Raw genomic sequence first — 26,299 nt, forward strand, 5'->3', positions numbered from 1 at the left:
CCGACGGCAGTCAGACCTACGGCAGCGGGATCGCGACCTTCACCGCGTACAGCGTGACCAGGCCGTACCCGGCGCGGAACGTCCAGGCGCGGGCGGCCGGGGAGATCCGGGCGCCGGCGAACCCGCTCGCCGCCACCAGGAACTGCTGCCAGAACAGCGAGGCCAGAAAGACTCCCGTCACGAACACCGCCCCCGCCGCGCCGCCGGTGAGGGCGGCGCCGCGGGCGGTGGTCAGGGCGGCGAAGTAGAGGGCGGTGGTGGGGTTGATGAGGGTGAGGGCGGCGAAACGGGCGAAGGTGCGGGCCGGGCCGTCCTTCTTCGCCGGGTTCGTATGTCCTTCCGCCGCCGCGTGCCCTCCTGCTCCCGCGTGTGCCGTCGGGCCCGCCGACCGGGCGCCCTCGCCCACCGCCCCCCGAGCCCCCCACAGCCCCCGTGCCGCGATCCCGGCCAGCACCAGGGCCGAGACCAGCCGCACCCACGCCTCCACGCCGGACAGTGCCTGGGCGACCAGGGGGCCGAGCACGGTGGCCAGGGCCGCGTAGGCCAGGTCGACCGTGGCCACGGCCGCCGCCGCGGCCATCGCGCCCCGGCGCTCGCGCATTCCCTCCTGGATCAGCAGCACACCGACCGCGCCCACCGGCACGGCCACCCCGAGACCCGCCGCCGCGCCCGCCATCGCTGTCGTCCAGAGACCGTTCATGGCAGCCACTGTGGGGTGCCGTGCGTGCCGTACGCAGCCGATTTTCCGGGGCACCCCTCAGTGCAGCGGGGCCTGCCAGGTCAGGGTCGTGCCGCGGATGCCGTCGTCGCGCATGCCGTTGTCGACGACGGTCAGGCGTACCCCGGGACGCCCGTCGGGGAGTTCGGCGCCCGCGTCGACGACGACGCGTACCGACGACACGCCCGCCCGGCGGTGGGCCGCCGCCAGCGCGCCGCGCAGGGCCGCGACGAGCTGGCTGTCCACCGGCTCGGCGACCAGTGTGTCGACCGCGCCGTCGAAGCGGACCGAGGGCCGGAAGCCGAGCAGCGCGCCCGCGCCGGCCGTCTCGCGCAGGACCCGGCCGCGCAGGGTCGTCGGGGCGTCGGCGGGCGGCTGCTGGAGGGCGAAGATCGCGGTGCGGACCTCCTGGATGGTGGAGTCGAGCTCGTCGACGGCCCGGGTCAGCATCTCGTCGGTGTCGTCGGCCGCGGCCTTCTCGGCCCGGCGCCGGGTGGACTCCAGCATCATCTCGGTCGCGAACAGGCGCTGCACGACGAGGTCGTGGAGGTCGCGGGCGATCCGGTCGCGGTCCTCGTACACCGCGAGCTGTTCGCGGTTGTGCTGGGCGTCGGCCAGGACGAGTGCGAGGGCCGCCTGCGAGGCGAACTGGGCGGCGAGCAGCCGGTCGACCGCCGTGTACGGGCGGTCGCCGCGCCGCCGCGGCAGCGCGAGCGTGCCGATCAGCTTGCCGCCGCTCTGCAGCGGCAGCATCATGCTCGGCCCGAACCGGGTGCGTACGTGCGTGGTCATCCGGGGGTCGGTCGCCGAGTCCTCGATGAACACCGGTTCCCCGCCGAGGAGTTGGACCAGGACCGGCGAGCCGGGCTCGATCGTCGTGCCGACGATGTCGTCGGGGTCGTCCGGCGCGGACGCGGCGACGATCTCCATGCCGCCGGCCGCGGTGGGCTGGAGCACGACCCCGGCCGCCGCGTCCGCGAGCAGCCGGGCCCGTTCAGCCACCGTCATCAGCGCGTTGGCGGCGCTCTCGCCGGTGAGCAGGGAGGTGGTGACGGCGGCGGCGCCCTCGATCCAGCGCTCCCGCAGCCGTACGGTCTCGTACAGCCGCGTGTTGCCGATGGCGATGCCCGCCTGTGCGGCGAGGACCCGCAGCTGCGCCAGGTCCTCCTCGGTGAAGGGGCCGCCGCGCTTCTCGGTGAGGTAGAGGTTGCCGAAGACCTGGCTGTGCACCCGCAGGGGTACGCCGAGGAACGAGGTCATCGGCGGGTGGCCCGGCGGCAGTCCGGCCGAGCGGGGGTCGGTGTGCCGGTCGTCCAGGCGCAGGGGACGCGGGTCCTGGATGAGGGCGCCGAGCAGGCCGGTCCGGCCGTCGGGCAGCGCGCCGATGCGCTCGCGCTCGGCGTCGGTGAGGCCGGTGGTGTACAGCTCGGTGAGCAGGCCGCGCTCGGGGTCGACCAGCCCGAGCGCCCCGTACCGGGCGTCGGTCAGCTCGGTCGCCGTGTCCACGATGTGCTGGAGCGTGGTGCGCAGTTCGAGGTCCGTTCCGACGCCGAGCACCGCCTCCAGGAGCATCGGCAGCCGGGGCGCGGTGCTGTCCGGACGCTCCGGCGTGCGGGGTGGCGTGCTGTCCGGACTCTCCGCTTCACTCATCCTTCGAGGATCTCTCACCGCGGCCGCCCGGCCCGGCAGGGGCGACTGTCGCGCCGCTCACTCGGCCAGCGGGTCGAGGACCATGGGGTGGATCTGGCCCTCCAGCATCGCGCCGACGCCGAGGATCGCGCACACGTCGGGCCGTTCCGCGATGTGCACCGGCATGCCCGTGGAGGCGCGCAGCATCTCGTCGAGGCCGGGCAGCAGCGCGCTGCCGCCGACCATCATGATGCCCCGCTCGGCGAGGTCGGCGACGAGGTCGGGCGGGCAGTCCCGCAGCACCTTGCCGATGCCGTCGAGCACGGAGGTCAGCGGGGTGTGGATGGCGTTGCGCACGGCGGCCGTGTCGACCAGGACCGAGCGGGCGAGGCCGGTGGCGACGTCGCGGCCGTGGATCTCGGTGGACTCCGGGCCCAGCGGCGTGAGGCCGTTGCCGTGCAGGGCCAGTTGCAGCGGGCGTACGGACTGGCTCGGCAGCATCAGGGCGTGCTGGTGGCGCAGGTGCTGGATGACCGCGTGGTCGATGGCATCGCCGCCGACCGGGAGGCGGACGGCGGTCACGATGGCGCCGAGCGAGAGCACGGCGATCTGGGTCGTGGCCGCCCCGCACACGATGATCATGGTGGCGGTGGGCTGCTCCACCGGGAGCCCGCAGCCGACGGCGGCCGCGATCAGGGTGTCGACGAGCTCGACCCGGCGGGCGCCGATCCCCATCAGGGTCTCGCGCGCGGCGCGCTGGGCGAGCGGGTCGCTGTCGTGCGGGGTGCAGGCGGCGGCGCGCAGCCCCGGCTTGCGGCGCAACTGGCGGCGCAGCTTCTCGCCGAGGAGGTGGCGCAGCATGCGCTGAGCCATCTCGACGTCGACGACGGTGCCGCCGGTCACGGGGCGGGCCACCCGGATGTAGTCCGGGGTGCGGCCCGTCATCTGTTCGGCGAAGGTGCCGACGGCGATGAGCGCGCCGGTACGGGTGTTGACGGCGGCCACGCTCGGCTCGTCCACGACGAGCCCGGCTCCCTTGATGAAGACACGGGTTCTGGCGGCCCCGAGGTCGACGGCTACATGGCAACGGCGCAACTGCTCAAGACTGACGGTCACGGCAGATCCTCCCGAGAGCGGTACTTAGTTCGCATTGTGTGACCGCTCGGGGATCGGCGCGCGCCGAGATGCGCCGGTCGGGGCGCCAGGACCTGACGCCCAGCCAGAAACCCTCCGTTCCGCAGGTCGACCTCCTTCTCTTCGGGCCGGGCCCAGGGTCGGGCCGGGGCGGGTGCCGCCGGCCCGCCGGTCGGCCGGGGCGCTCGCGCGGCAGCCTGTGGACCTCACGGCAGGAGGCGTTGCAGCAGCCCCCAGGTGAACTCCGCGACACGTGTCCCGCCGCCGGGCAGGGTGATGGCCAACTGCCAGCGCGTCGGCGCCGAGCCCTCCATCGGGCGGGCCGGGGCGAAGGCCCGCGCCACCTCGTCCACCGTGCACGACCAGGGGCGCAGATCGTCCTCCCCACGCAGCTCGGGACCCGGTATGCCGGGGGCTCTGACCAGCCATTCGTTCCACACCGCACCGCCAGGCCCGGCCAGCACCTCGAACCGCAGCCCCGGCCAGAGCGGCACCGGCCACAGCTGCGCCTCGCAGTCCAGATCCCCGATCCTGCGCGGCACGACCGACTCGGGCGCCCCGAGGACCGAGCGGTAGCGGGACAGCGCGCCCCGGGAACGGGCCGAGCGGATCATCGCCTGCCAGCGTCTGTTGGCCTCGCGCATGTCCGCGATCGAGGCGCCCAGCTCATGGCGGGCGTCCTCGACGAGCTCCGGCCGGTGATCGGCCATCCGCCGCAGCAGCACGAGTTGGAAGTCCAGCGGGCCGAACGGCCGCGTCACGGTTTCCGTCATGACGTCCATCCTGCCCGGCCCCACTGACAACGCCCCGGTCCATGGCGATTCGTCACGCGGACACGCCCCGGAAGTGGCTCTTCCGCACAGGATCCACACATCTCCGGCCCCTTTTGTTGCCCGGCCGCCGCATAGCCTCCCTGGGCCATGGATTACTGCCACTCCTGCCGACGGCACCTCAACGGCGCACTGGCCTGTGCCGGATGCGGAACCCCCGCGGAGGTGCTGGCGCCCGCGCCCGAGGACGAGCTCCTGGTGTACGCCGGGCGGCCGCCGTCCCGCCGTGCGGAGGTGTTCGTGCCTTCCGGCCATCGCCGTGCCCGCAAGGGGCGGCGGGCCCGCCGCAAGCGGGGCAAGGTGATCCTCCTCGGCTCGGCCGGGCTCGTGCTCGTGGCCGGGGCGGTGGGGTTCGTCCAGATGGCGATGGAGCCGCCGCCGGGGGACGACCGGGCCTCCGCCGTGCGGGAGGACCAGACGATCTCCGACCCTCAGCCGCTGCCGTCCGGCTCGGCGGCGGGGGTGCCTTCCCGGCCCACGGCCAAGCCGGTCTCCTCTCGGGGGCGGGGTTCCCGTACGGCATCCGGGAAACCTGGCCGCGCCGGCGAGGCCGGTCCGGGGGAGCCCGGGCCCGTGGAGTCCGGGCCGCGCGAGAGTGCCCCTGCCCGGGCCTCGGCCCCGGCCACGCCCGATCCCGGGCCCTCGGGGTCCGTGCCGTCTGGCCCCTCTGCGCCCGGTGCGTCCGATTCGCCCGCGCCGGGCGGGCCCGCACCCTCGACGCCTCCGCCTCCGGCGCCCAAGCCGACCAAGACCTGTACGCCCGTTCTGTTCTGGTGCTGGTGACTCGCTGCCGGACGTGCGTGCACTTCGGCTGCGGGCCGTCCGTGGCTGGTCGCGCAGTTCCCCGCGCCCCTGTAGGGCGACCAGAACCGCGAGCCGAAGGCGTCATCGCCTCAAGGCGATGACTAAGCCCCCAGCATGCGCCTGAGCAGGTCGCGCAGCACCGTCCGCTCGTCCGCCGACAGTTCCGCGAGTGGCTCTCTCGCGAAGTTCAGGGAGTCGCGCAGGTCGGTCGCGGTGGTGAGGCCGTCGGGGGTCGGGGCGGCCAGTTTGACGCGGCGGTCGGCCGGGTCGGGGCGGCGTTCCACCAGACCGCGCGCTTCGAGGCGGTCGACGATGCCCGTGATGTTCGACGGCTCGCACTTCAGCTTCTGGGCGATCTGCCGCATCGGCATCGGTTCGAGGGCGAGCAGTCCGAGGACCCGGGCCTGCGCGCCGGTGAGGGAGTGCTCGGCGGCGGCCCGCTCGTACTCCTCGTAGTAGCGGCCGACGACCGTGCCGATCAGCTCGACGACTTCGAGGCTCAGGGGATCCATTCGGGAGGGCATGCCCTCAGCGTACCGAGTTACTTGACAATCTCAAATATCTCGGCGCATTGTTCTTTCAGTACCTGAAGTATTCGGGGTGCCGCCCGCCAGGCCGCGCCCCGCCCACGTACTCGATGTATCGATCAGCATGTGATCCGCAGGAGGACGCACCCCATGGCCACCTCGCCCGCACTCCCCGCCACCAGCCGTGAATGGCACCTCGTCGCCCGCCCGAACGGCTGGCCCGTGCCCTCCGACTTCGCGCTGCGCGAGACCCCCGTCACCGAGCCCGCGCAGGGCCGGATCCTGGTCCGGAACCTGTTCATGTCGGTCGACCCGTACATGCGCGGCCGCATGAACGACGTGAAGTCCTACGTCCCGCCGTTCCAGCTGGAGCGGCCGATGGAGGGCGGCGCGGTTGGCGAGGTCATCGCCTCGAACGACGACAAGTTCGCCGTCGGCGACCACGTCCTGCACGGGCTCGGCTGGCGCGAGTACGCCGACCTCGACGCCCGGCACGCCACCAAGGTCGACGGTGAGCTCGCCCCGCTCTCCGCCTACCTCGGCGTCCTCGGCATGCCGGGCCTCACCGCGTACGCCGGTCTCCTGGACGTCGCCTCCTTCAAGGAGGGCGACACCGTGTTCGTCTCCGGTGCCGCCGGAGCCGTCGGCAGCCAGGTCGGCCAGATCGCCCGGCTCAAGGGTGCCTCGCGCGTCATCGGCTCGGCCGGCTCGGACGAGAAGGTCAAGTGGCTCGTGGAGGAGCTCGGCTTCGACGCCGCCTTCAACTACAAGAAGGGCCCGGTCCTCGAGCAGCTGCGTGCGGCGGCCCCGGACGGCATCGACGTCTACTTCGACAACGTCGGCGGCGAGCACCTGGAAGCCGCCATCTCGGCGCTCAACGTGCACGGCCGCGCCACCCTCTGCGGCGCGATCGCGGGCTACAACGACACCGAGCCCACCCCCGGCCCGCGCAACATGATGATGATCATCGGCAAGCGGCTGCAGCTCAAGGGCGTCCTGGTCGGCGACCACTACGGCATGCAGCAGCAGTTCGTCGGCGAGGTCGCGGGCTGGCTGGCCTCGGGCGAGCTCAAGTACAACGAGACCGTCGTCGACGGCATCGAGAACGGCGTCGACGCCTTCCTCGGCATGCTGCGCGGCGAGAACACCGGAAAGATGGTCGTCTCCTTCGGCCAGTAAGGCCCGGGCTGGGGTGCCCGGCCAGGAGTGACACACCGCACACTCCGCCTCACGGTTTCCGCGATCCGATAAGGTTTTTCCACATCCCGGCGGCCGTGAGGCGCGAGCGGCCGCGAACCCAGGAGGAGCACCCCAGCATGTCCATACAGAAGTCCGAGGTCCTCTACACCGCCGTCGCCACCGCCGAGAACGGCCGCGACGGCCGCGTCTCCACCGACGACGGCCGGCTGGACGTCGTCGTGAACCCGCCGAAGGAGATGGGCGGCAACGGCGCGGGCACCAACCCGGAGCAGCTCTTCGCCGCCGGCTACAGCGCCTGCTTCCAGGGCGCCCTCGGCGTCGTCGCCCGCAACGAGAAGGCCGACATCTCCGGCTCGACCGTCACCGCGCACGTCGGCATCGGCAAGAACGACGACGGCTTCGGCATCCACGTCGAGATCACCGCGACCATCCCGAACGTGGACCGCGCGACCGCCGAGGACCTCATCGAGAAGGCCCACCAGGTCTGCCCGTACTCCAAGGCGACCCGCGGCAACATCACGGTGAACCTCGCCGTCGCGTAACCCGCGCTCATGAAGGACCGCGCCCCGACGGGCGCGGTCCTTCGTCGTGCCGGCCCGCGCGGCCTTCCCGGTGGGCGGGGCGCTTTGTCATGCTGGCCCGCATGACCTTTCCCGAGACGGCCCCGTACGACCACGGCATGCTCGACACCGGCGACGGCAACCTCGTCCACTGGGAAGTCTGCGGAAACCCGGACGGAAAGCCCGCCGTCGTGGTGCACGGCGGGCCCGGCTCCGGCGCGGGGCCGTCCTGGCGCCGCTACTTCGACCCGGCCCGCTACCGCGTCGTCCTCTTCGACCAGCGCGGCTGCGGCCGCTCCACGCCGTCCGCCGCCGATGCGGCGACCGGCCTCGAAACCAACACCACCCACCACCTGATAGCGGACATGGAGCAGCTGCGCGAGCACCTCGGCATCGCCAAGTGGCTTGTGCTCGGCGGGAGTTGGGGCTCCACGCTCGGCCTGGCGTACGCGCACGAGCATCCAGAGCGGGTCAGCGAGATCGTTCTGTTCTCGGTGGTGACGACCAGCCGCGCCGAAGTGGACTGGATCACCGAGGGCGTCCGGGTCCACTTCCCCGATGCCTGGGCCGCGTACCGCGACGCGGCCGAGCCCCGCGAGGGCGAGCGGGTGGTCGACGCGTACGCCCGGCTGCTCGCCGACCCCGACCCGGCCGTGCGCGAGGAGGCCGCCCGCAACTGGTGCCGCTGGGAGGACACCCACGTACAGGCGGCGGGCGCGCAACTCGTCGACGAATTCCTCGATGCGCGGTTCTCCGACCCCGCCTTCCGGATGACCTACGCCCGCCTCGTCACCCACTACTGGCGCCACGCCGCCTGGCTGGACGACGGCCAACTCGTCGACGGCGTACGCAAGTGGGACGCAATTCCCGGTGTTCTCATCACCGGAGGGCTGGACCTCAGCTCGCCGCCCGACCCGGCCCGGGCACTCGCCGCGGCCTGGCCGGGCTGCGAACTGCATGTGATCGACGAGGCCGGGCACGGCCTGGGCCACTCCGGCATGAGCGGTGCGGTCCAGGCGGCGCTCGACAGGTTCGCCCGTTACTGAGCGATCCTGTACCGGGCGATCCCGTACTGCGTGATCCGCATGCGCCCTACTCGGCGATCGCCGCGTCGTAGACCGCGCGCGACAGCTGCACGTTCTCCGGGGCGGCGCCGCCCGGGAAGGCGAACCGGCGCCGCGTGTAGCCGTACGCGAGGCCCGAGCGCGGGTCGCCGAAGGCGAGGGAGCCCGCGGCGCCGCTGTGCCCGAAGGTGTCCGCGCCCAGCGACGGGTAGGAGACGCCGAGCGCCTCGAAGCCGAGGCCGAAGGCGGACGGGCCGCCCAGGACCAGGTCCGTGCCGTGCGAGTGGATGCGGCTGAACTCGCCGACCGTCTCCGGCTTCAGAAGCGGGCCGTGCCCGTTGAAGTCGCCGAGGACCGCCGCGTACATCCCGGCGATGCCGCGCGCGCTGCCCGAACCGCCCACGGAGGCGGGGCTCTTGGTGAGCGAGGCGGACGAGTTCGCGAAGGCGACCAGGTCGAAGGACGGGTCGGCGCTGGTGTTGAACGCGATCGCCAGGCGGTTGTAGCGGCCGTTCGGGCTAGCGGCGAGGACGGCCTGCTGCTCGGGCGTCGGGAGCATGGGCAGCACATCGCGGTAGCGGGCCCGCTCGGCCTCGGGCAGGCCGAGGAAGAAGTCCAGGCCGTACGGGGCGCGCACGCGCTCCTCGAAGATCTCCTGGACGGTACGGCCGGTCGCCCGCCGCACCACCTCGCCGGTGAGCGCGCCGATCGACAGGGCGTGGTAGCCGTGGCCCTCGCCCGGCTGCCAGAACGGCCGCCGGCCCGCGAGCCGTTCGGCGATCACACGGTCGTCGGCCAGCTCCTCGGGGCTGAAGCCGTCGTCCGGGCCGATGACGCCGGCGCGGTGCGAGATGAGCTGGCGCAGGGTCACCGCGCCCTTGCCCCCGGCAGCGAACTCGGGCCAGTAGTGCGCGACTTCGCGGTCCAGGTCGAGTACGCCGTCCTGGACGAGCAGCGCCACCACGAGGTGGGCGGCGCCCTTGGTGGTGGAGAAGACGCCGGTCAGCGAGTCCCCGGCGACGTCACCGGACCACAGGTCCACGACGAGACGGCCGTTCTTGTACGCGGCGAGCTGGGCGGCCGGATCGTGCTCCTCGCCGGCCACGAACGCCGCGAACTCCTCGCGCACGCTTTCGTAGCCCTCGGCGACGGTGCCCTGCACGGAGGCGGCGGCCGTGGCCTCGGTCTCGGCGCTGATGTCGGTGCTGATGATGGTCGACATTGAAGTCCCCCCGGGATCGTTGCTGTTGACGGGCACAACCTATGGGTTAGCGCCTTCATTCCCGCAGCGCTGAAAAATTTATAGGCGGCTTGATTCGACTCCGTGGCGGCCGGATAGGGTCGGTGCCATGCGCGATCTAGGGGCGGGCTTCGGATATCTGGTCAAGGGGCAGCGATGGGCCGCCGGGCACGGCAGATCGCTGGGCACAGGGCTGCTGCCCGGCCTCATCACCCTGGTGATGTACGTCGGCGCACTGGTCGGACTCGCCTACGGCGCCGACGACTTCGTCGGCTGGGCGACACCCTTCGCCGACGGCTGGTCCTCGCCCTGGCTCGGCCTGTTCCGCGGCTTTCTCACCGCGCTGGTCTTCGCGCTCGGCCTGTTCCTCGCGGTGATCTCCTTCACCGCGGTGACCCTGCTCGTCGGCCAGCCCTTCTACGAGAAGCTGTCCGGCGACGTCGACCGGGCCGAGAGCGGCGGCCGGGCCCCCGAGTCGGGCCTGCCGCTCTGGCGCGAACTGTGGATCTCCGCCCGCGACTCGCTGCGCATCCTGGTCAGGGTCGCGTTCTACGGCATCCTGCTCTTCGGCCTCGGCTTCGTCCCGGTGATCGGCCAGAGCGTGATCCCGGCGATCGGCTTCTGCGTCACCGGTTTCTTCCTCGCGGAGGAGTTGACCGCGGTCGCCCTCCAGCGCCGCGGCATGGAACTGCGCCCCCGCCTCGCCCTGTTGCGCTCCCGCCGCCTGCTGGTCCTGGGCTTCGGCGTGCCGCTTGCCCTCGCCTTCGCGATCCCGCTGGTCGCGGTGTTCCTGATGCCGGGCGCTGTGGCGGGGGCGACGCTGATGGTGCGGGATCTGCTGGGCGAGTCGGCGGATGCCGATGCCGATGCCGATTCCGGTGGCGACGGCGAAGCGAACACGTCCGCGCCGGGGGGCGGGGCCGGTGGTTCCCCCACCCCGCCCCTTCCCGAGACCCTCCGGGGGTGAAAGTGCTTCTGGGGCTCCGCCCCAGACCCCGTATCGCGCCTTGAGGGCGCTCGTCCTCAAATTCCCCCAAGGCCTCAAGGGCCAGGGGGGACCCCCATGACGGGCCAATGATGCCGATTCTGGCCGGCACCTGTCCTGCCAGGGGCGCGGGGAACTGCGCGAGCAGCCGTGCGCGGTCCGCGGGTGGAGGGGGCGGGCAGCCCAGAGGTGCCCGCACTGTGCCCTGCTGGGGCCGGACACCCCCGATTGCCGCGCTCACGTGCGCAAATGGCATGATCTGGCCGTCATGACGAATCCCCGGTCGCCCCTGCGCACCCTGCGGGCCGCGATGTTCGCGGCGTTGTGCGTCGCTTTGGCTGCTGTGGGGCATTCGTCCATGTCTGGGCATGACATTCCGCTGCCCGTGCTCCTCGCCGCCTTCGCCGCGACGGCCGCCCTCGCCTGGTGTGCCGCCGGGCGGCAGCGCGGGATCGCCGCCATCGCCGGTGGCCAGGTCGCCGCCCAGGGTGCGCTGCACGTTCTCTTCGCCAAGACCCAGCCGATGACCGGGATGGCCACCGCGTCGGACCCCGTGCCCACGCCCATGCCGACCATGACATGCGGCGCCCGGTACGCCCACCTCATGCCGGACCCGCCCGACGGCCAGGCGATGCACGACATGCCTGGTATGGCAGACATGGCCGGTATGGCGGGCATGGACTCCATGGCCGGGGCCGCCGGCCAGGCGCACGCCATGGCCATGGACGCCGCCGCCCACACCATGTCCGCAGGCATGCTCGCCGCCCACCTCCTCGCCGCCCTGATCTGCGGCATCTGGCTCTGGCGCGGCGAGGCCGCCGCGTTCCGGCTCGCCCGGGCCGTCGGCGCACTCGGCGTCCTCGCCGCCCGGCCGCTGCGCCGCGCCCTCGCTCTCGTACGCACCTGCGTGCCCGCGCCGCCGCGCCCCGTACGCAGGCCGCGCCCTCATCACCGCCCGCGCCCGCGGCTGCGCGGCGCGGTGCACAGTCATGCCTTCATCCGGCGGGGTCCGCCGGGCCGGGGTCTCACCCGAGCCACGGCCCCCGGCCGACCCGCCCTCGCCTGATCCGGCGCGGGGCGTGGCCAGGGGTCCCTGCACCCATGCCCACGCCGATCGTCAGGATTCAGGATCCTCATGTCTGTCGACACCCCAAGCGATATCCCAAGCGACGCCCCAAGCGACACCTCATCGCGGGAAGCCGCATCCCCCACCACCCCACGGCCTTCCACCTGGGCCGCACTTCGCCCCCTCCTCCTGCGACTGCACTTCTACGCGGGCGTGCTGATCGCCCCGCTCCTCTTCCTGGCCGCCGTCACCGGCCTCCTCTACGCGCTGTCCTTCCAGGCCGAGAACGTCCTGTACCGGCACGAACTGCGGGTCCCCGTGGGCCACGCGACGCAGCCGCTCACCGCGCAGGTCGCCGCCGCGAAGGCCGCCCACCCCGAGGGCCATGTGACGGCCGTCTGGCCCTCGCCCGAGGAAGGCGCCACCACCCGCGTCCTCATGAAGGCCCCGGGTCTCGCCGAGGACGAGTCCCTCGCCGTCTTCGTGGACCCGTACACGAATGACGTACGCGGTGCCCTCGCCAGCACGGGAAGCTCCGGCGCGCTGCCGCTGCGCAGTTGGCTCTCCTCCTTCCACGCCGACCTCAAGCTCGGCGAGTTGGGCCGCAACTACAGCGAGCTGGCGGCCAGCTGGCTCTGGGTCGTCGCCCTCGGCGGGGTCGCGCTGTGGGTCGGACGGCGCAGGCGGGCCCGACTTCTGCGGCCCGAGCGCGGGCTCACCGGCCGCCGCCGCACCCTGTCCTGGCACGGCTCGGTCGGTCTGTGGGCGGTGGTCGGCCTGGTGCTGCTGTCCGCCACCGGCCTCACCTGGTCGCGGTACGCGGGCGAGAACATCGCCGACCTCAAGGACCGGCTCGGCGGCGCCACCCCCACCGTCGCGGCGGCCACCGCGGGCGGCATGAGCGGGGGCCACGAGCACCACGAGGGCATGGTGATGCCGCCCTCCGCGCCCTCCGCTCTCACCCTCGACCAGGTCGCCGACACCGCCCGCGAACAGGGCGTGCGGGCCAGCATTCAGATCAGCCTGCCCACCGCGGGGAAGGGCTTCGTCGTGCGCGAGCGCGACACCGAGTTCCCCGTGCACCTCGACTCGGTGGCCATCGACCCCGCCGACGGCAAGGTCATGGACGTGCTGCGCTTCTCCGACTATCCGGTCCTCGCCCAGCTGACCCGGTTCGGCATCGACGCGCACATGGGCGTCTTCCTGGGCCTGCCCAACCAGCTCGCCCTGGCCGTCCTCGCCGTGGCGCTGATGGCGCTCATCGTCTGGGGCTACCGCATGTGGTGGCAGCGCCGGCCCACCAAGGGGCGCGCGCTCGGCGTCGGCCGCCCGCAGCCGCGGGGCGCCTGGCGCAAGGTGCCGCTGCCGGTGCTGCTCCCGCTCGCGGCGGTGACGGCGCTGGTCGGCTGGTTCGTCCCGCTCCTCGGGCTCAGCCTGCTCGCGTTCCTTGCCGTCGACGCGCTGCTCGGCCTCCGTCGCAGAGTCGTCAAGGCATCCTGAACACCCTTGGGCCCGCACGGAGTTGATCCGTGCGGGCCCTTCGGGGCTACTCCGCCGCCACCCGCACGATCGCCTTCATCTGCGCCACGATGTCGAGCCGGTTGCGTACGAACTGAGGGTCTGTCACCGTGCCCGTCGCCGGGTCCGTGTTGCCCGGCCCGAACTGCAGGACCGGGGTGTGCACATGGCCGCCCGGAATGCTCAGGCCCAGGCGGTCGCGGAGCAGGGTGGCCCGGTAGGCGATCTCGTTCGAGAGGTAGTCGCCGCCGCCCCCGGCCCGCGCGGCCGAGCCCGGGGTCGGCCCGTCCGGGCGGTCCACCGGGCCCGTCGCACCGGCCGGTATCTCCGTCACGTCGGTGTGGTCGTACACCGGGAAGCGGCCGGTGTTCGCCGCCACAATGTCCTTGTACGGCAGGGAAGTCGCCGTCCACTGCGGCTGCGTCGCCGGGTCGCTCACCGGGACCTGCCCGGTGCTCGACGCGTTGTCGTTGTCCGGGAAGCCGCCCCGCCAGGCCCCGTTGAACCGCTCGACGTCGATGCGGCCGACCCGGCCCTGGCTCACCGTCGTGAACGCGTCCACCTTCGGCAGCACCGGAGCGAGCGCCTTCTCGACCACGCCGTCCGCGAAGTCCTGCCAGCGCACCGGGAAGGTCACCGTCTCGATGCGCGCGAGTTCACCGTCGGCGGTACGGATCCAGGTGCCGTCCAGGGCCAGCGCGGTCGCCCCCGACGGGTTGCTGATCCGGATGTCGCGGTCAAGGGTGAACGGGTCGAAGCCGGTCAGCAGGATCTTCTTGAAGCCCTTGCCCTCGGGATAGTCGACGGTGCTCTGACCGCGCGAGGTCTGCTCCAGACGGTCCATCAGCTTGCTGCGGTCCGCCTCCGAGAGGCCGAACTCCGGTTGCCAGAGCCGGAGTTCACGGGTGAGGCCGAGCCGGGCCCAGTACAGCGGTCGGTCGTCGTCGCGGCTGAGGTCGCCGCCCGCCGGGCCCCGGCCCTGCACCCGGTCCACCGCCCGCTTCCACAGCCGCGTCCCCTCCCGCTCGACCAGCCGCTCGGCCGCACCGTACGACCGCGTGGCCGCGAGCTTGTGCGTGAACTCCGGTGCCACGTCCGCGAATCCACTGCGGGCCAGGATCTCCTTCGGCACCGCCTCGTCGAGACGCTGCTCCTCGACGGTGGCCTGCCGGGGCGCGGTCGCAGCCTGCGCGGGGGCCGGGCCGAGCACCGTACAGAACGTCATCGCCGCGAGCACGCACCCGAGCCGCGCCACCCGTACACGTCGTCGCACCACAGATCCTTCCGTCGAAGACCGGTCGCGCCCAGTATTCGCAAGGAAGTCCTGTGTGGATAGAGGGACTTATGAGGCGCCGTCGGCCGCGCCTGCTCCGTCCGGGATCCCGAGCAGCGCCACGAAGTCCTGGAAGGAGGCTGCCATGTCGACCGATTCCGGGTCGAGCAGCCACTGGAACTGGAGGCCGTCCATCACCGCGACGAGCAGCGGAGCCGCGTGCTCCGGGGTGAGCCCGCCGGGCAGCCGGTCGCCGAACTCGGCGCGCAGCACGTCCGTCATCTCCTCGCGCACCTGCGCGTAGCGGCGGGTGAAGAAGGGGCGGGCCGGGTGCTCGTCGGTCACCGATTCGCCGAGCAGCGCCGAGAACGTCTGGACGATGCCGGGCCGCATCGCGTTGTACTCGACCAGGGAGGCGAGCAGTTCCAGGCGCCAGCCGTCGGCGGAGCTCCGCCGCCCGCCGGTGTCCCACTGGTCCCGCTCCTCCAGGACGGCGACGAGCAGGGCCTCCTTGGTGGGGAAGTAGTGCAGTAGTCCCTGCTGGGTGAGGCCCACGCGCTCGGCGACCGCGCCGAGGGACGCGCCCCGGTAGCCGCGCTCCGCGATGACCTCCAGGGCGGCGCGGAGAATGTCCGCGCGCCGCTCCTCGCTTCTGGCGCTCCTGGTTCTCGCCATGTCTGCCCCCGCTCCGTGCCGGTCCGTCGGTGTATCCGAGAGGACCGTACGGCATTCGATTGTCACGGACAGATAACTAACCCTACCGTTCTACAGGTAAACCGGTCACCATGGTCCCACCAGCGGACTTCTACGAGGAGGTACGGCCGTGGCAGGCGCACCCGTTTCCACCCCCGACTACAGCGAGGCCGTCGAGACGGCCCTCGGCAAGCTCGATCTGGAGGCCAAGGCCCGGCTGCTCGCCGGGCAGGACATGTGGTCGCTGCCCGCACTGCCGGAGATCGGGCTCGGCTCGCTCGTGATGTCCGACGGCCCGATCGGGGTGCGCGGGGTCCGCTGGACCGCCGACGACCCCTCGATCGCGCTGCCGTCCCCGACCGCGCTCGCCGCCACCTGGGACCCGGCCCTTGCCCGCCGGGCCGGCACACTGCTCGCCCAGGAAGCCCGCCGCAAGGGCGTCCACGTGCTGCTCGCACCCACCGTGAACCTGCACCGCTCACCGCTCGGCGGCCGGCACTTCGAGTGCTACTCCGAGGACCCCTACCTCACCGGCGAGATCGCCTCCGGCTATGTGGGCGGCGTCCAGGGCGGCGGCGTCGGCACCACCGTCAAGCACTTCGTCGCCAACGACGCCGAGACCGACCGCTTCACCGTCGACAACGTCGTGGCCCCGCGCCCGCTGCGCGAGCTCTACCTCGCCCCCTTCGAGGCCATCGTCGAAAACGCCCACCCCTGGGGCATCATGGCCGCGTACAACCAGGTCAACGGCACGACGATGACCGAGCACCGCTACCTCCAGAACGAGGTCCTGCGCGGCGAGTGGGGCTTCGACGGGTTCATCGTGTCCGACTGGATGGCCGCCCGCTCCACCGCCGGGGCCATCCTCGGCGGGCTCGACGTCGCCATGCCGGGCCCGAGGACCGTGTACGGCGAGGCGCTGGCCGCCGCCGTCCGCAAGGGTGACGTGGACGAGGCGGTCGTCGACGACGCGGTACGCAATGTGCTGCGGCTCGCCGCCCGCGTCGGCATCCTCGACGGTGTCGAAGGCGCCGTCACCGAACTCCCCGCCGCCGTCGACGGCCAGGCCCTGGCCCGCGAGGTGGCCCGCCGCGCCTTCGTCCTCGTACGCAACGAACGCGACGCGCTGCCCATCGACCCGGCCCGCGTCCGCAAGGTGGCGCTGATCGGCGCCGCCGCACGCGACGCCCGCGTCCTGGGCGGCGGTTCGGCGACCGTCTTCCCCGAACGCGTCGTCTCCCCGCTCATCGGGCTCACCGCGGCCCTGCCCGAGGGCGCGCTGACGTACACGGTCGGCGCCGACCCCAGCGACGAACTCGCCCCCGCGGACCAGGGGTTCGAGCTCCGCGCCGTCTGCCGCGACACCGCCGGCAACGTGCTCGGTACGGGGTCGCTCCCCAACGGGCAGGTGCAGTGGATCGGCGACGACCTGCCCGCCGGGGTGACCCACGACGCGCTGCACTCCGTCGAGGTCACCGGCACCTTCACCCCGCGCGAGAGCGGCGAGCACACCTTCGGCACGCGGGGCATCGGCGCGTACACGCTCACCGTCGACGGTCGCCTGCTGTGGGACGGCACGCAGTCGATGCGCGACGGCGCCGACCCGTTCGAGGCGTTCTTCGGCGCCCCCGCCGAACGCGGCCGCGCCCAGCTGACCGAGGGCGTACCCGTAGAGGTGTCCCTCCGCCACACCGTGCACAAGAGCGCCGACGCCCCGCTCACCGCCGTGATGTTCTCGCTCACCCACCTCGGGCCGCAGCGCGACGCCGACGAGCTGATCGCCGAGGCCGTCGAGGCCGCGCGGGCGGCCGAGCTCGCCGTGGTGGTGGTCGCCACCACCGACCGCGTCGAGTCCGAGGGCTTCGACCGCCGCGACCTGCGGCTGCCCGGCCGCCAGGACGACCTGGTCCGCGCCGTCGCCGCCGCCAACCCTCGGACCGTGGTGGTCGTCAACTCCGGCTCCCCGGTGGAACTCCCGTGGCGCGAGGACGTGGCGGCGGTGCTGCTCAGCTGGTTCCCCGGGCAGGAGGGCGGCGCCGCGCTCGCCGAGGTCCTGCTCGGCCACGAGGAGCCGGGCGGCCGCCTGCCCACGACCTGGCCGGCCCGCCTGACCGACGCCCCGGTCACCGAGGTGCGCCCTTGTGAAGGTCAACTCCCTTACGAGGAAGGCCTGTTCATCGGGTACCGCGCCTACGATCGGGCCGGGGTGGCCCCCGCCTACCCCTTCGGTCACGGCCTCGGCTACACGAGCTGGGAGTACGAGTCCCTGGAGGCGACCCCCGCCCACGCCAAGGTCCGGGTCCGCAACACGGGTGCGCGCGCCGGCCGCGAGACGATCCAGGTCTACCTGGCGCCGGTCGCCGACGCGGTGTCGCGCCCGCGGCGCTGGCTGGCGGGGTTCGCGTCGGTGTCGGCGGCCCCCGGGGACTCGGTCGAGGTCGAAATCCCCCTGCGGGGGCGGGCGTTCGAGATCTGGGACGAACTCGCGGGGGCGTGGAGCTTCGTCCCGGGCCAGTACGAGGTGCGGGCCTGCCACTCCCTGGACGACGTCCGCCTCAGCGCGACGCTGGAGGTGTGAGGGGCGCTCCGCGGGGGTGCGGTTCATGTGGGCGCGGGCCCGCTGCAACTCGGTGCGCAGTTCCCCGCGCCCCTAGCAGTACGGTGCTGGCCCGCGTCAGGGCATTTCAGCCTGTCCGGCATTTGAGGACGAGCGCCCTTGAGGCGCGAACGGGGTCTGGGGCGGAGCCCCAGGAAACCGGCTTCCCGCTTCCCAACCCCCGGCGGGTCCAGGGAAGGGGCGGGGTGGGGTGGCTCCGGGGTCTGGGGCGGAGCCCCAGGGTGTTCCAACCCCCGCCGGTCAGCCGGCCGCCGTCACCTTGCGGTAGGCGATCTCCGCCAACCGCCCCTGCCCGTTCCGGCTCGGGTGGAACCAGTCCCAGGGGCTCAGCTGGTCCCCGTCGAAGGCGTAGTCGAAGACCGCCCCGCCGTCGTAACGGCAGGCGCGGTCCTTCGCGCACACGTCCTTGAGGACCTTGTTGTACGACACCACCCGGTCGTACACCGCGGTGCGCCGCTCGGCCGCGACCGCCCCCAGGTCGTCCGCGTCGGCCAGCATCGACTGACAGATGCCCAGCTTCCAGATCTGCTTGCCCAGCGCGCTGCCACGCCCGGTCGACCACAGCCGTTTCAGGTCGGGCACGCTCGACACGTACACCTGGGACTTCGGCGACACCGCGCGCAGCTGCCTCAGCGACGCCTCGAACTCCGTGCGGAACGTGTTCACCGGTGTCATGTCCGACACATCCTCGCGGCACGCGTCGTTCGCGCCCGCCATCACCGTGACCAACCCCGGGTGCTGGGCCGCGGCCCGGTCCATCTGGGCCGGCAGGTCGGCCATCCGGGCGCCGGTCTTCGCGTAGTTCCAGCTGTTGGCGGGGGCCGCCGGTCCCAGGAGGCGGACCGCGAGCGAGTCGACCTGGGCGTCGCTGCCGGTCGCCCAGGAGACCTCCGGGCAGTCGGCGAGCACCGTACAGGCGTCGAAGCCGCGGGTGATCGAGTCGCCCACCGCGGCCACCGACTTCGGGCTGCGGTTCCAGGCGGGGGAGGGGCTCGGCGAGGGCTTTCTGGAGGCGGACGGGCTCGCGGTCGCGTGGCCGCCGGACTGGCAGCCGGCGGTCAGGGCGAGGGCGCCCGCCGCGAACAGGGCGGCGGTGGTACGGACGCGACGGCTCCGGCGGCTGTCCTGCATCCCGGGTCCCCCTCCGTACGGCGGTCGTTCGGCTTTCGCGGCGTCCTCGCGAGTGAAAGCTTGGTGTTCGAAGGCGCTCCGACCGACATTACGACACCCTTGGCACAGCTCCGCGCGGTAGCTTTGGCCCGTCCAGCCAGAGGAACCACGCCAGACGACTCCGGTAAATTACATCACGTCACATACTGTCCCATTTCAGGAGATTAGCTCCCGATGCTGTTTACTGTTGAACCCAGGGGCAGAATGTCAGGTGCTGTCCTGACCGGGAACGGCAGGGGCGCGAGGCCGCTGGGGAAGGCGAACCTCGAACCGCACTGGAGGTCCCGGTGACGACACGTGGAGTTCTCTACGTCCACTCCGCCCCGCGCGCGCTCTGCCCGCACGTCGAATGGGCTGTGGCCGGCGTCCTGGGGGTGCGCGTCCAGCTCGACTGGATCCGCCAGCCCGCATCGCCCGGCACGTGGAGAGCCGAATTCTCCTGGCGGGGCGAACCCGGCACCGCCTCCAAACTCGCCTCCGCGCTGCGGGGCTGGCACCTGCTGCGCTTCGAGGTCACGGCCGAGCCGTGTGCGACGGCGGAGGGCGAGCGCTACAGCGCCACGCCCGACCTCGGCATCTTTCACGCCGTCATCGGCATCCACGGCGACATCATGATCCCGGAGGACCGGCTGCGCGCCGCCCTCGCTCGTTCCCTCCAGGGCGAGACCGACCTGGAGGCCGAGATCGCCAAGCTCCTCGGCAAGCCCTGGGACGACGAGCTGGAGTCCTTCCGCTACGCCGGAGAGGGCGCCCCGGTCCGCTGGCTGCACCAGGTCGTCTGAACCGCGCCCTTTGAACCGCGTACGCGAAAGGGCCCCACCGTCCGACGGTGGGGCCCCTTTCAGCTGTGTACGGAGAGCTGCGTCAGCCGCGTACGCAGACCGCTCAGACCGAGCGGAAGGCGAGCACCACGTTGTGGCCGCCGAAGCCGAACGAGTTGTTGATCGCGGAGATCGAACCCTCGGGGAGCTTGCGGGGCTCGCTGCTCACCAGGCCCGGGTCGACCTCTTCGTCGAGCTCGTCGATGTTGATGGTCGGCGGGGCCGTGCGGTGGTAGAGGGCGAGGACCGTGGCGACGGTCTCGATGCCGCCCGCGCCGCCGAGGAGGTGGCCGGTCATCGACTTCGTCGCGGAGATCGCCACGTGGTCCAGGTCGTCGCCGAGGACCTTGCGCAGCGCCTTGATCTCGGCGATGTCGCCCTGCGGCGTCGACGTGGCGTGCGCGTTGAGGTGGACCACCTCGGACGGCTTCAGGTCCGTCGAGTCGAGCAGGTTCTGCACCGCGGCGGCGACGCCCCGGCCGGTCGGCTCGGGCTGCGCGATGTGGTGGCTGTCGGCCGAGAGGCCCTGGCCGAGCACCTCGCAGTAGACGCGGGCGCCGCGCTGCTTGGCGTGCTCGGCGGACTCCAGGATCACCACGCCGGCGCCCTCGCCCAGGACGAAGCCGTCACGGGCCTTGTCGTAGGGGCGCGAGGCCTGCTCGGGGTGGTCGTTGTTCTTGGACATCGCCATCATGTTGGCGAACGCCGCGATGGGCAGCGGGTGGATGGCCGCCTCGGTGCCGCCGGCGACCACGACATCGGCACGGCCGGTGCGGATCATCTCGACGGCGTACCCGATGGCCTCGGCACCCGAGGCGCACGCGGAGACGGGGGTGTGGACGCCCGCGCGGGCGTTCACCTCAAGGCCGACGTTGGCCGAGGGGCCGTTCGGCATGAGCATGGGCACGGTGTGCGGGGAGACGCGGCGTACGCCCTTCTCCTTCAGCACGTCGTACTGGTCCAGCAGGGTGGTGACGCCGCCGATGCCCGACGCGATGACCGTGCCGAGCCGCTCCGGAGTGACGCCGGACTCGTCGCCCGCAGGGGCGGAGAAACCCGCGTCCGCCCAGGCCTCCTTGGCCGCGATCAGCGCGAACTGCGCCGAGCGGTCCAGCTTGCGGGCCAGCGGGCGGGGCAGCACCTCGCTCGGGTCCACCGCGGCCGGGGCCGCGATCCGGACCGGCAGTTCGGCGAAGCGCTCACCCTCCAGGGGGCGGACACCGGAGCGTCCCGCCAGCAGACCTTCCCAGGTCGAGGCGGTGTCGCCACCCAGCGGTGTGGTTGCGCCGATACCGGTGACGACCACGGTGCGATTGGTCGAGCTCACAGGAAGTTTCTCCACGTGTGTAAGGGACGTGAATCAGCGGCGCCACCGCTGGGTGGCAGCCCGAATTCAGGTCCTGAATCAGGCCTGGTGCTTCAGGATGTAGCTGGCGGCGTCGCCAACGGTCTTGAGGTTCTTGACGTCCTCGTCCGGGATCTTGACGTCGAAGCGCTCCTCGGCGGCGACGACGACCTCGACCATGGACAGCGAGTCGACGTCCAGGTCGTCGGTGAAGGACTTGTCCAGCTGGACGTCCTCGACCGGGATACCAGCGATCTCGTTGACGATCTCGGCGAGACCCTCGACGATCTCTTCCTGCGTGGCGGCCATGTTGGCGCTCCTTCGGTGTTAATGCTTCGAATTACGGGCTTCCGGAAGATCCGGAGTGCCTAGGGGAGGGTAACGACCGTCGCGGCGTACACGAGACCCGCCCCGAAGCCGATGACGAGCGCGGTGTCGCCGCTCTTCGCCTGTCCGGTCGCCAGGAGCCGCTCCATTGCGAGCGGGATCGAGGCGGCCGAGGTGTTGCCGGTGGTCTCCACGTCACGGGCGACCGTGACGTGGTCCGGCAGCTTGAGAGTCTTCACCATCGAGTCGATGATCCGCATGTTGGCCTGGTGCGGAATGAAGACATCCAGGTCGTCCGGGCTGATTCCGGCCGCGTCCAGCGCCTGCTGGGCGACCTTCGCCATCTCGAACACGGCCCAGCGGAAGACCGCCTGGCCCTCCTGCGTGATCGCCGGGAACTTGCCCGAGCTGTCGTACTCGGTCCACGGCACGGTCTGCTTGATGGTCTCCGACTTGTCGCCCTCGGAACCCCAGACGGTGGGGCCGATGGCCGGCTCGTCGGAGGGACCCACGACGACCGCGCCCGCGCCGTCGCCGAACAGGAACGCGGTCGCGCGGTCCTGGAGGTCGGTCAGGTCGCTGAGCCGCTCCACGCCGATGACCAGCACGTACTCGGCGGAGCCCTCGACGATCATGCCCTTGGCCAGGGTCAGGCCGTAGCCGAAGCCCGCGCAGCCGGCCGAGATGTCGAACGCGGCCGCCTTGCCGGTGCCCAGCTTGTCGGCGATCTCGGTGGCCACGGCCGGGGTCTGCTTGAAGTGCGAGACGGTGGAGACGATCACACCGCCGATCTGCTCGGCGGAGATGCCGGCATCCGCGATCGCCTTGCCCGAGGCCTCGATCGACATCGCGGCCACGGTCTCCTCCGGGGAGGCCCAGTGGCGGGTGGCGATGCCGGAGCGGGAGCGGATCCACTCGTCGGAGGAGTCGATCGTCTCCAGGATCACCTCGTTGGGCACCACGCGCACGGGACGGTAGCCGCCCACGCCCATGATGCGCGCGTACGGGGCGCCCTTGCTGGGCCGGATCTTCGACATGGCTCTCGGCTCCTTAGGCGGATGCATGCTCGGCGATGAGCGCACGAGCCGCGTCGAGGTCGGCGGGGGTCTTCAGGGCGACGGTCTTGACACCCGGCATCGCGCGCTTGGCGAGCCCGGTCAGGGTGCCGCCCGGGCACAGCTCGACCAGCGCCGTCGCGCCCAGGTCCTTGAAGGTCTCCATGCACAGGTCCCAGCGGACCGGGTTGGAGACCTGGTTGACCAGGCGGGTCACGATCTCCTGGCCGGTCGCCACCGTCTTGCCGTCCGCGTTCGAGACGTACGTGACCTTCGGGTCGGCGATGGTGAGCGACGTGGCCGCCTCGTCGAGGGCCGCCACGGCCGGAGCCATGTGGTGCGTGTGGAAGGCGCCGGCGACCTTGAGGGCCACCACGCGGCGCACGCCCTCGGGCTTGTCGGCCTCCAGGGCGGCGAGCTGCTCGGCGGTGCCGGCGGCCACGATCTGGCCCGCGCCGTTCACGTTCGCCGGGGTGAGGCCCAGCTTCTGCAGGTGCGGCAGCACGTCCTCGGGCTCGCCGCCCAGCAGCGCGGCCATGCCGGTCGGCGTGACGGCGGCGGCCTCGGCCATGCCCAGGCCCCGCTTGCGGACGAAGCCGAGCGCGGCCTCCTCGGAGAGGACGCCCGCGAACGCGGTGGCGGTGATCTCGCCGACGCTGTGCCCGGCGACGGCGCCGGGGGAGACGTCACCCAGTGCGGCGGCGGACAGCAGGCCCGCGGCGACCAGCAGGGGCTGGGCCACGGCGGTGTCGCGGATCGCGTCGGCGTCCGCCTGCGTGCCGTAGTGGACGAGGTCAAGACCAATGGCGTCCGACCACGCGGCGAGCCGGTCGGCAGCGCCGGGGAGGTCGAGCCAGGGGGTCAGGAAGCCGGGCGTCTGAGCGCCTTGGCCGGGAGCGACGAGTACGAGCACTCTCACACTCTCTCTTGTGGACGGCGCTGCGCGCCCGTGGGGACAGGGACGAAGAACCGTCGGGGGAATTGTGGGTGTCCGACAAAAGTCTAGGACTGCGAATCTCCGTCGGCCAGACGCCCCAGGATCAGCGCGATCCTCAGCGTGAACGCGGAGCGCACATCGGACGGCGACCATCCGGTGACGTCCGTCACACGTCGGAGCCGGTAGCGAACGGTATTGGGGTGGACGAACAACATCCGGGCCGCGCCCTCCAGACTGCTCGCCTGCTCCAGATAAACGCTCAAGGTTTCCAGGAGCGCCGAGCCCGCCTCCTCCAGCGGTCTGTAGATCTCCTCCACCAGCTGCTCGCGGGCGGCAGGATCCGACGCGATCGCCCGCTCCGGCAGCAGATCGTCCGCGAGAACCGGCCGCGGCGCGTCCTGCCACGCCGAACACGCCTTGAGTCCGGCCGCCGCGGCCTGCGCGGACCGGGTCGCGGCCAGCAGGTCCGGGACGATGGGTCCCGCGACGACGGGACCCGCGGCATACGGCCCGATCAGGCTCTTCGCCACCGCCAGCGGGTTGTCGCTGCCGCCCGCGATGACGACCAGGCGGTCGCCGAGCACCCCGGTGAGCACCTGGAGCTTGGCGTGCCGGGCGGCCCGCCGGATCGCCTCCACGGTCAGCTCGCTGTCGCCGTCCGGCGCCGTACCGAGCACGACACACACGTGTTCCGGCGAGTTCCAGCCGAGCGCCGCGGCCCGGGACACGGCGCCCTCGTCGGCCTCGCCGGAAAGCACCGCGTTGACGACGAGGGACTCCAGGCGGGCGTCCCACGCGCCGCGCGCCTCGGCGGCCTGGGCGTACACCTGGGCCGTCGCGAAGGCGATCTCGCGGGCGTACACGAGCAGCGCCTCGCGCAGGATCGACTCGTCGCCCGGTGCCGCGACCTCCTCGATCGCGGTCTCCATGACCTCGATGGTGGTGCGCACCATCTCGACGGTCTGCCGCAGCGTGATGGCCCGCGTCAGCTCGCGCGGGGCCGTGCCGAAGACGTCGGTCGAGATCGCCTGCGGCGTCTCGGGATGCCGGAACCACTCGGTGAACGCGGCGATACCGGCCTGGGCGACCAGACCGATCCACGACCGGTTCTCCGGCGGCATCGCCCGGTACCACGGCAGCGTCGCGTCCATGCGGGCGATCGCGTTCGCGGCGAGCCGCCCCGAGGACTGCTCAAGACGCTTCAGGGTCGCGGCATGCGGATGGGCATTCTTCGCGGGGTGTACGGGATCCGGTGCTGGCACGGGGACAAGACTGCCTTATCGGGAACCTCCACCGCCGGGCCGGGTCTACGGTGGTGGGCGTGATTTCTGTCAGGCGCGGCGACGAGCGCTACCCGGGCGGCGACCCGGACGCCGGTATCGAGTCCCTGCACGCCTTCTCCTTCGGCCGGTTCTACGAGCCGGACAACCTCCGCTTCGGCCCGGTGCTCGCCTGCAACGAGGAGCGGCTCGCGCCCGGGGCGGGCTTCGACGAGCACCCGCACAGCCACACCGAGATCCTCACCTGGGTCGTCGAGGGCGAGCTCACCCACCGCGACTCGGCGGGCCACACCACGGTGGTGCGCCCCGGCGACGTGCAGTGCCTGAGCTCCGCGGGCGGCGTACGGCACGAGGAGCGGAACGAAGGCGGGGCCCCGTTGGTCTTCCTCCAGATGTGGCTCGCCCCGAAGAAGCCGGGCGGCGAGCCCGCGTACGACATCGTGCGCGGCATCGCCGACTCCACGCCCTACGCGGTGCTCCCGGCGGGCGCCATGCTGTACGTCCGCCGCCTCGCCCCCGGCGAGAGCACCGCCGTGCCGGACGCGCCCGGGGTGTACGTCCATGTCGTCCGCGGCCGGGTGCGCCTGGCCAAGGAGGAGCTCGGCCCGGGCGACTCGGCGCGGATCACCGGGGCGCTCGGCCTGGAGCTGACCGCGGACGAGGGCGCCGAGGTGCTGCTCTGGGAGCTCAGCTCCGTGTGAACTCGGCCAGCAGGCTGTCGGTGAACACCGGCCACACCTCGGCCGCCCACGGGCCGAACGCGCGGTCGGTGAGGGCGACGCAGGCGAGGCCCGCGTCCGGGTCGATCCACAGGAACGTACCGGACTGGCCGAAGTGGCCGAAGGTGCGCGGGGAGGACGAACTGCCCGTCCAGTGGGGGGACTTGGAGCCGCGGATCTCGAAACCGAGGCCCCAGTCGTTGGGGTTCTGGTGGCCGTAGCCGGGCAGCACGCCCTTGAGGCCGGGGTACTGCACCTGCATCGCCTCGGCGACCGTGGCCGGGTGCAGGAGCTGCGGCGCCTGCACCTCCGCGGCGAACTTCGCGAGGTCCTCGACGGTCGAGACGCCGTCCTTGGCGGGCGAGCCCTCAAGCGTGCTGGACGTCATGCCGAGCGGCTCGAAGACGGCCTGGCGCACGTAGTCGGCGAAGGGGATGCCCGACTGCTTGGCGATGTGGTCGCCGAGCTCCTCGAACCCGGCGTTGGAGTAGAGCCTGCGCTCGCCGGGCGGCGCCATCACCTTGTGCTCGTCGAAGGCGAGCCCCGAGGTGTGCGCGAGCAGGTGGCGGACGGTGGCACCGGCGGGCCCGGCCGGCTCGTCGAGCTCGATGGCCCCCTCCTCGTACGCGACGAGGGCCGCGTACGCGGCGAGCGGCTTGGTGACGGAGGCCAGCGGGAACCGGTGGGACACCGGCCCGTGCGTGCCGGCAAGCGTTCCGTCGGCCCGCACCACGGCCGCCGCGGCGGTCGGTACGGGCCAGGTCTCGATGATCCGCAGGCTCTCCAT

General features: G+C 72.3%; 25 protein-coding genes. 10 read left to right on the forward strand and 15 right to left on the reverse strand.

The annotated features are described in order from the left end of the window. Positions 1–16: 16 nt before the first annotated feature. The 4 genes from ABD346_RS23635 to ABD346_RS23650 all read right to left on the reverse strand — a co-directional run bounded on the left by ABD346_RS23635 (position 17) and on the right by ABD346_RS23650 (position 4,254). Complete coding sequence (locus ABD346_RS23635; RefSeq protein WP_344377448.1) at positions 17–700, reverse strand: LysE family transporter; 684 nt, start codon at positions 698–700, stop codon at positions 17–19. 57 nt (positions 701–757) lie between these two features. Next, positions 758–2,368 (reverse strand): GAF domain-containing protein, encoded by a 1,611-nt coding sequence (locus ABD346_RS23640; RefSeq protein ID WP_381226672.1) that lies wholly within the window; start codon positions 2,366–2,368, stop codon positions 758–760. Positions 2,369–2,425: 57 nt separating this feature from the next. Beyond that, positions 2,426–3,463 (reverse strand): rod shape-determining protein, encoded by a 1,038-nt coding sequence (locus ABD346_RS23645; RefSeq protein ID WP_344377450.1) that lies wholly within the window; start codon positions 3,461–3,463, stop codon positions 2,426–2,428. A 224-nt stretch (positions 3,464–3,687) separates the two neighbouring features. Further along, positions 3,688–4,254, reverse strand: a complete 567-nt coding sequence (locus ABD346_RS23650; protein ID WP_344377451.1) for a hypothetical protein — start codon at positions 4,252–4,254, stop codon at positions 3,688–3,690. A gap of 147 nt (positions 4,255–4,401) precedes the next feature. Here ABD346_RS23650 and ABD346_RS23655 point away from each other — a divergent pair, with 147 nt between their 5' ends. Then, positions 4,402–5,094, forward strand: a complete 693-nt coding sequence (locus tag ABD346_RS23655; RefSeq protein WP_344377453.1) for an SCO2400 family protein — start codon at positions 4,402–4,404, stop codon at positions 5,092–5,094. A gap of 122 nt (positions 5,095–5,216) precedes the next feature. Here ABD346_RS23655 and ABD346_RS23660 read toward each other — a convergent pair whose 3' ends face one another. Further along, complete coding sequence (locus tag ABD346_RS23660) at positions 5,217–5,639, reverse strand: MarR family winged helix-turn-helix transcriptional regulator (protein ID WP_344377455.1); 423 nt, start codon at positions 5,637–5,639, stop codon at positions 5,217–5,219. A 153-nt stretch (positions 5,640–5,792) separates the two neighbouring features. Here ABD346_RS23660 and ABD346_RS23665 point away from each other — a divergent pair, with 153 nt between their 5' ends. The 3 genes from ABD346_RS23665 (at position 5,793) to pip (ending at position 8,448) form a co-directional block, all read left to right on the forward strand. Beyond that, positions 5,793–6,821, forward strand: a complete 1,029-nt coding sequence (locus ABD346_RS23665) for an NADP-dependent oxidoreductase (RefSeq protein ID WP_344377456.1) — start codon at positions 5,793–5,795, stop codon at positions 6,819–6,821. Between the two features lie 137 nt (positions 6,822–6,958). Next, positions 6,959–7,384, forward strand: a complete 426-nt coding sequence (locus ABD346_RS23670) for an organic hydroperoxide resistance protein (protein ID WP_344377458.1) — start codon at positions 6,959–6,961, stop codon at positions 7,382–7,384. A gap of 101 nt (positions 7,385–7,485) precedes the next feature. Beyond that, on the forward strand, positions 7,486–8,448 hold the full coding sequence (gene pip, locus ABD346_RS23675) for a prolyl aminopeptidase (protein ID WP_344377459.1): 963 nt from the start codon (positions 7,486–7,488) through the stop codon (positions 8,446–8,448). Between the two features lie 46 nt (positions 8,449–8,494). Here the strand turns inward: pip and ABD346_RS23680 are convergent, their stop codons facing one another. Further along, positions 8,495–9,688, reverse strand: coding sequence for a serine hydrolase domain-containing protein (locus tag ABD346_RS23680; protein WP_344377461.1), 1,194 nt, complete (start codon positions 9,686–9,688; stop codon positions 8,495–8,497). Positions 9,689–9,815: 127 nt separating this feature from the next. On the opposite strand from ABD346_RS23680, the gene ABD346_RS23685 reads away from it, so the two are divergent. The 3 genes from ABD346_RS23685 to ABD346_RS23695 all read left to right on the forward strand — a co-directional run bounded on the left by ABD346_RS23685 (position 9,816) and on the right by ABD346_RS23695 (position 13,257). Continuing rightward, positions 9,816–10,673, forward strand: coding sequence for an EI24 domain-containing protein (locus tag ABD346_RS23685; RefSeq protein ID WP_344377462.1), 858 nt, complete (start codon positions 9,816–9,818; stop codon positions 10,671–10,673). A gap of 376 nt (positions 10,674–11,049) precedes the next feature. Then, complete coding sequence (locus tag ABD346_RS23690) at positions 11,050–11,757, forward strand: hypothetical protein (protein ID WP_344377464.1); 708 nt, start codon at positions 11,050–11,052, stop codon at positions 11,755–11,757. A gap of 69 nt (positions 11,758–11,826) precedes the next feature. Then, entirely contained in the window at positions 11,827–13,257 is a 1,431-nt protein-coding gene (locus ABD346_RS23695; protein ID WP_344377465.1) for a PepSY-associated TM helix domain-containing protein, read from the forward strand. 46 nt (positions 13,258–13,303) lie between these two features. On the opposite strand, the gene ABD346_RS23700 is transcribed toward ABD346_RS23695, so the two are convergent. Next, the gene (locus tag ABD346_RS23700; protein ID WP_344377699.1) at positions 13,304–14,500 is read right to left on the reverse strand and encodes a pyroglutamyl-peptidase I; all 1,197 of its coding nucleotides are present in this window, start codon (positions 14,498–14,500) and stop codon (positions 13,304–13,306) included. Between the two features lie 117 nt (positions 14,501–14,617). Beyond that, complete coding sequence (locus ABD346_RS23705; protein ID WP_344377466.1) at positions 14,618–15,223, reverse strand: TetR/AcrR family transcriptional regulator; 606 nt, start codon at positions 15,221–15,223, stop codon at positions 14,618–14,620. Positions 15,224–15,371: 148 nt separating this feature from the next. Between ABD346_RS23705 and ABD346_RS23710 the strand changes: the two genes are divergently transcribed. Then, the gene (locus tag ABD346_RS23710) at positions 15,372–17,819 is read left to right on the forward strand and encodes a glycoside hydrolase family 3 protein (protein WP_344377468.1); all 2,448 of its coding nucleotides are present in this window, start codon (positions 15,372–15,374) and stop codon (positions 17,817–17,819) included. A gap of 279 nt (positions 17,820–18,098) precedes the next feature. Here ABD346_RS23710 and ABD346_RS23715 read toward each other — a convergent pair whose 3' ends face one another. Next, positions 18,099–18,989 carry an SGNH/GDSL hydrolase family protein gene (locus tag ABD346_RS23715; protein WP_344377469.1) on the reverse strand — a complete coding sequence of 297 codons (891 nt, stop codon included), beginning with the start codon at positions 18,987–18,989 and terminating at the stop codon, positions 18,099–18,101. 326 nt (positions 18,990–19,315) lie between these two features. Here ABD346_RS23715 and ABD346_RS23720 point away from each other — a divergent pair, with 326 nt between their 5' ends. Then, positions 19,316–19,810: a DUF3145 domain-containing protein gene (locus ABD346_RS23720; RefSeq protein WP_344377470.1), complete on the forward strand. Its 495-nt coding sequence runs from the start codon at positions 19,316–19,318 to the stop codon at positions 19,808–19,810. Positions 19,811–19,913: 103 nt separating this feature from the next. Here ABD346_RS23720 and fabF read toward each other — a convergent pair whose 3' ends face one another. The 5 genes from fabF to ABD346_RS23745 form a co-directional block, all read right to left on the reverse strand. Then, positions 19,914–21,176 carry a beta-ketoacyl-ACP synthase II gene (fabF, locus tag ABD346_RS23725; protein WP_344377471.1) on the reverse strand — a complete coding sequence of 421 codons (1,263 nt, stop codon included), beginning with the start codon at positions 21,174–21,176 and terminating at the stop codon, positions 19,914–19,916. 78 nt (positions 21,177–21,254) lie between these two features. After that, the gene (locus ABD346_RS23730) at positions 21,255–21,503 is read right to left on the reverse strand and encodes an acyl carrier protein (RefSeq protein ID WP_053730594.1); all 249 of its coding nucleotides are present in this window, start codon (positions 21,501–21,503) and stop codon (positions 21,255–21,257) included. 59 nt (positions 21,504–21,562) lie between these two features. Further along, positions 21,563–22,558 carry a ketoacyl-ACP synthase III gene (locus ABD346_RS23735; protein ID WP_344377473.1) on the reverse strand — a complete coding sequence of 332 codons (996 nt, stop codon included), beginning with the start codon at positions 22,556–22,558 and terminating at the stop codon, positions 21,563–21,565. 13 nt (positions 22,559–22,571) lie between these two features. After that, positions 22,572–23,489 carry an ACP S-malonyltransferase gene (locus ABD346_RS23740; protein ID WP_344377474.1) on the reverse strand — a complete coding sequence of 306 codons (918 nt, stop codon included), beginning with the start codon at positions 23,487–23,489 and terminating at the stop codon, positions 22,572–22,574. An 89-nt stretch (positions 23,490–23,578) separates the two neighbouring features. Then, a complete protein-coding gene (locus ABD346_RS23745; RefSeq protein ID WP_053730591.1) occupies positions 23,579–24,775 on the reverse strand; it encodes a PucR family transcriptional regulator in 1,197 nt (398 codons plus the stop codon). Between the two features lie 59 nt (positions 24,776–24,834). Between ABD346_RS23745 and ABD346_RS23750 the strand changes: the two genes are divergently transcribed. Further along, positions 24,835–25,494 (forward strand): pirin family protein, encoded by a 660-nt coding sequence (locus ABD346_RS23750; RefSeq protein WP_344377476.1) that lies wholly within the window; start codon positions 24,835–24,837, stop codon positions 25,492–25,494. Here the strand turns inward: ABD346_RS23750 and ABD346_RS23755 are convergent. Next, positions 25,481–26,299 carry a serine hydrolase domain-containing protein gene (locus ABD346_RS23755; protein WP_344377477.1) on the reverse strand — a complete coding sequence of 273 codons (819 nt, stop codon included), beginning with the start codon at positions 26,297–26,299 and terminating at the stop codon, positions 25,481–25,483. The genes ABD346_RS23750 and ABD346_RS23755 overlap by 14 nt on opposite strands.

This window comes from Streptomyces mauvecolor, assembly GCF_039532965.1.
GTDB lineage: Bacteria > Actinomycetota > Actinomycetes > Streptomycetales > Streptomycetaceae > Streptomyces > Streptomyces violascens.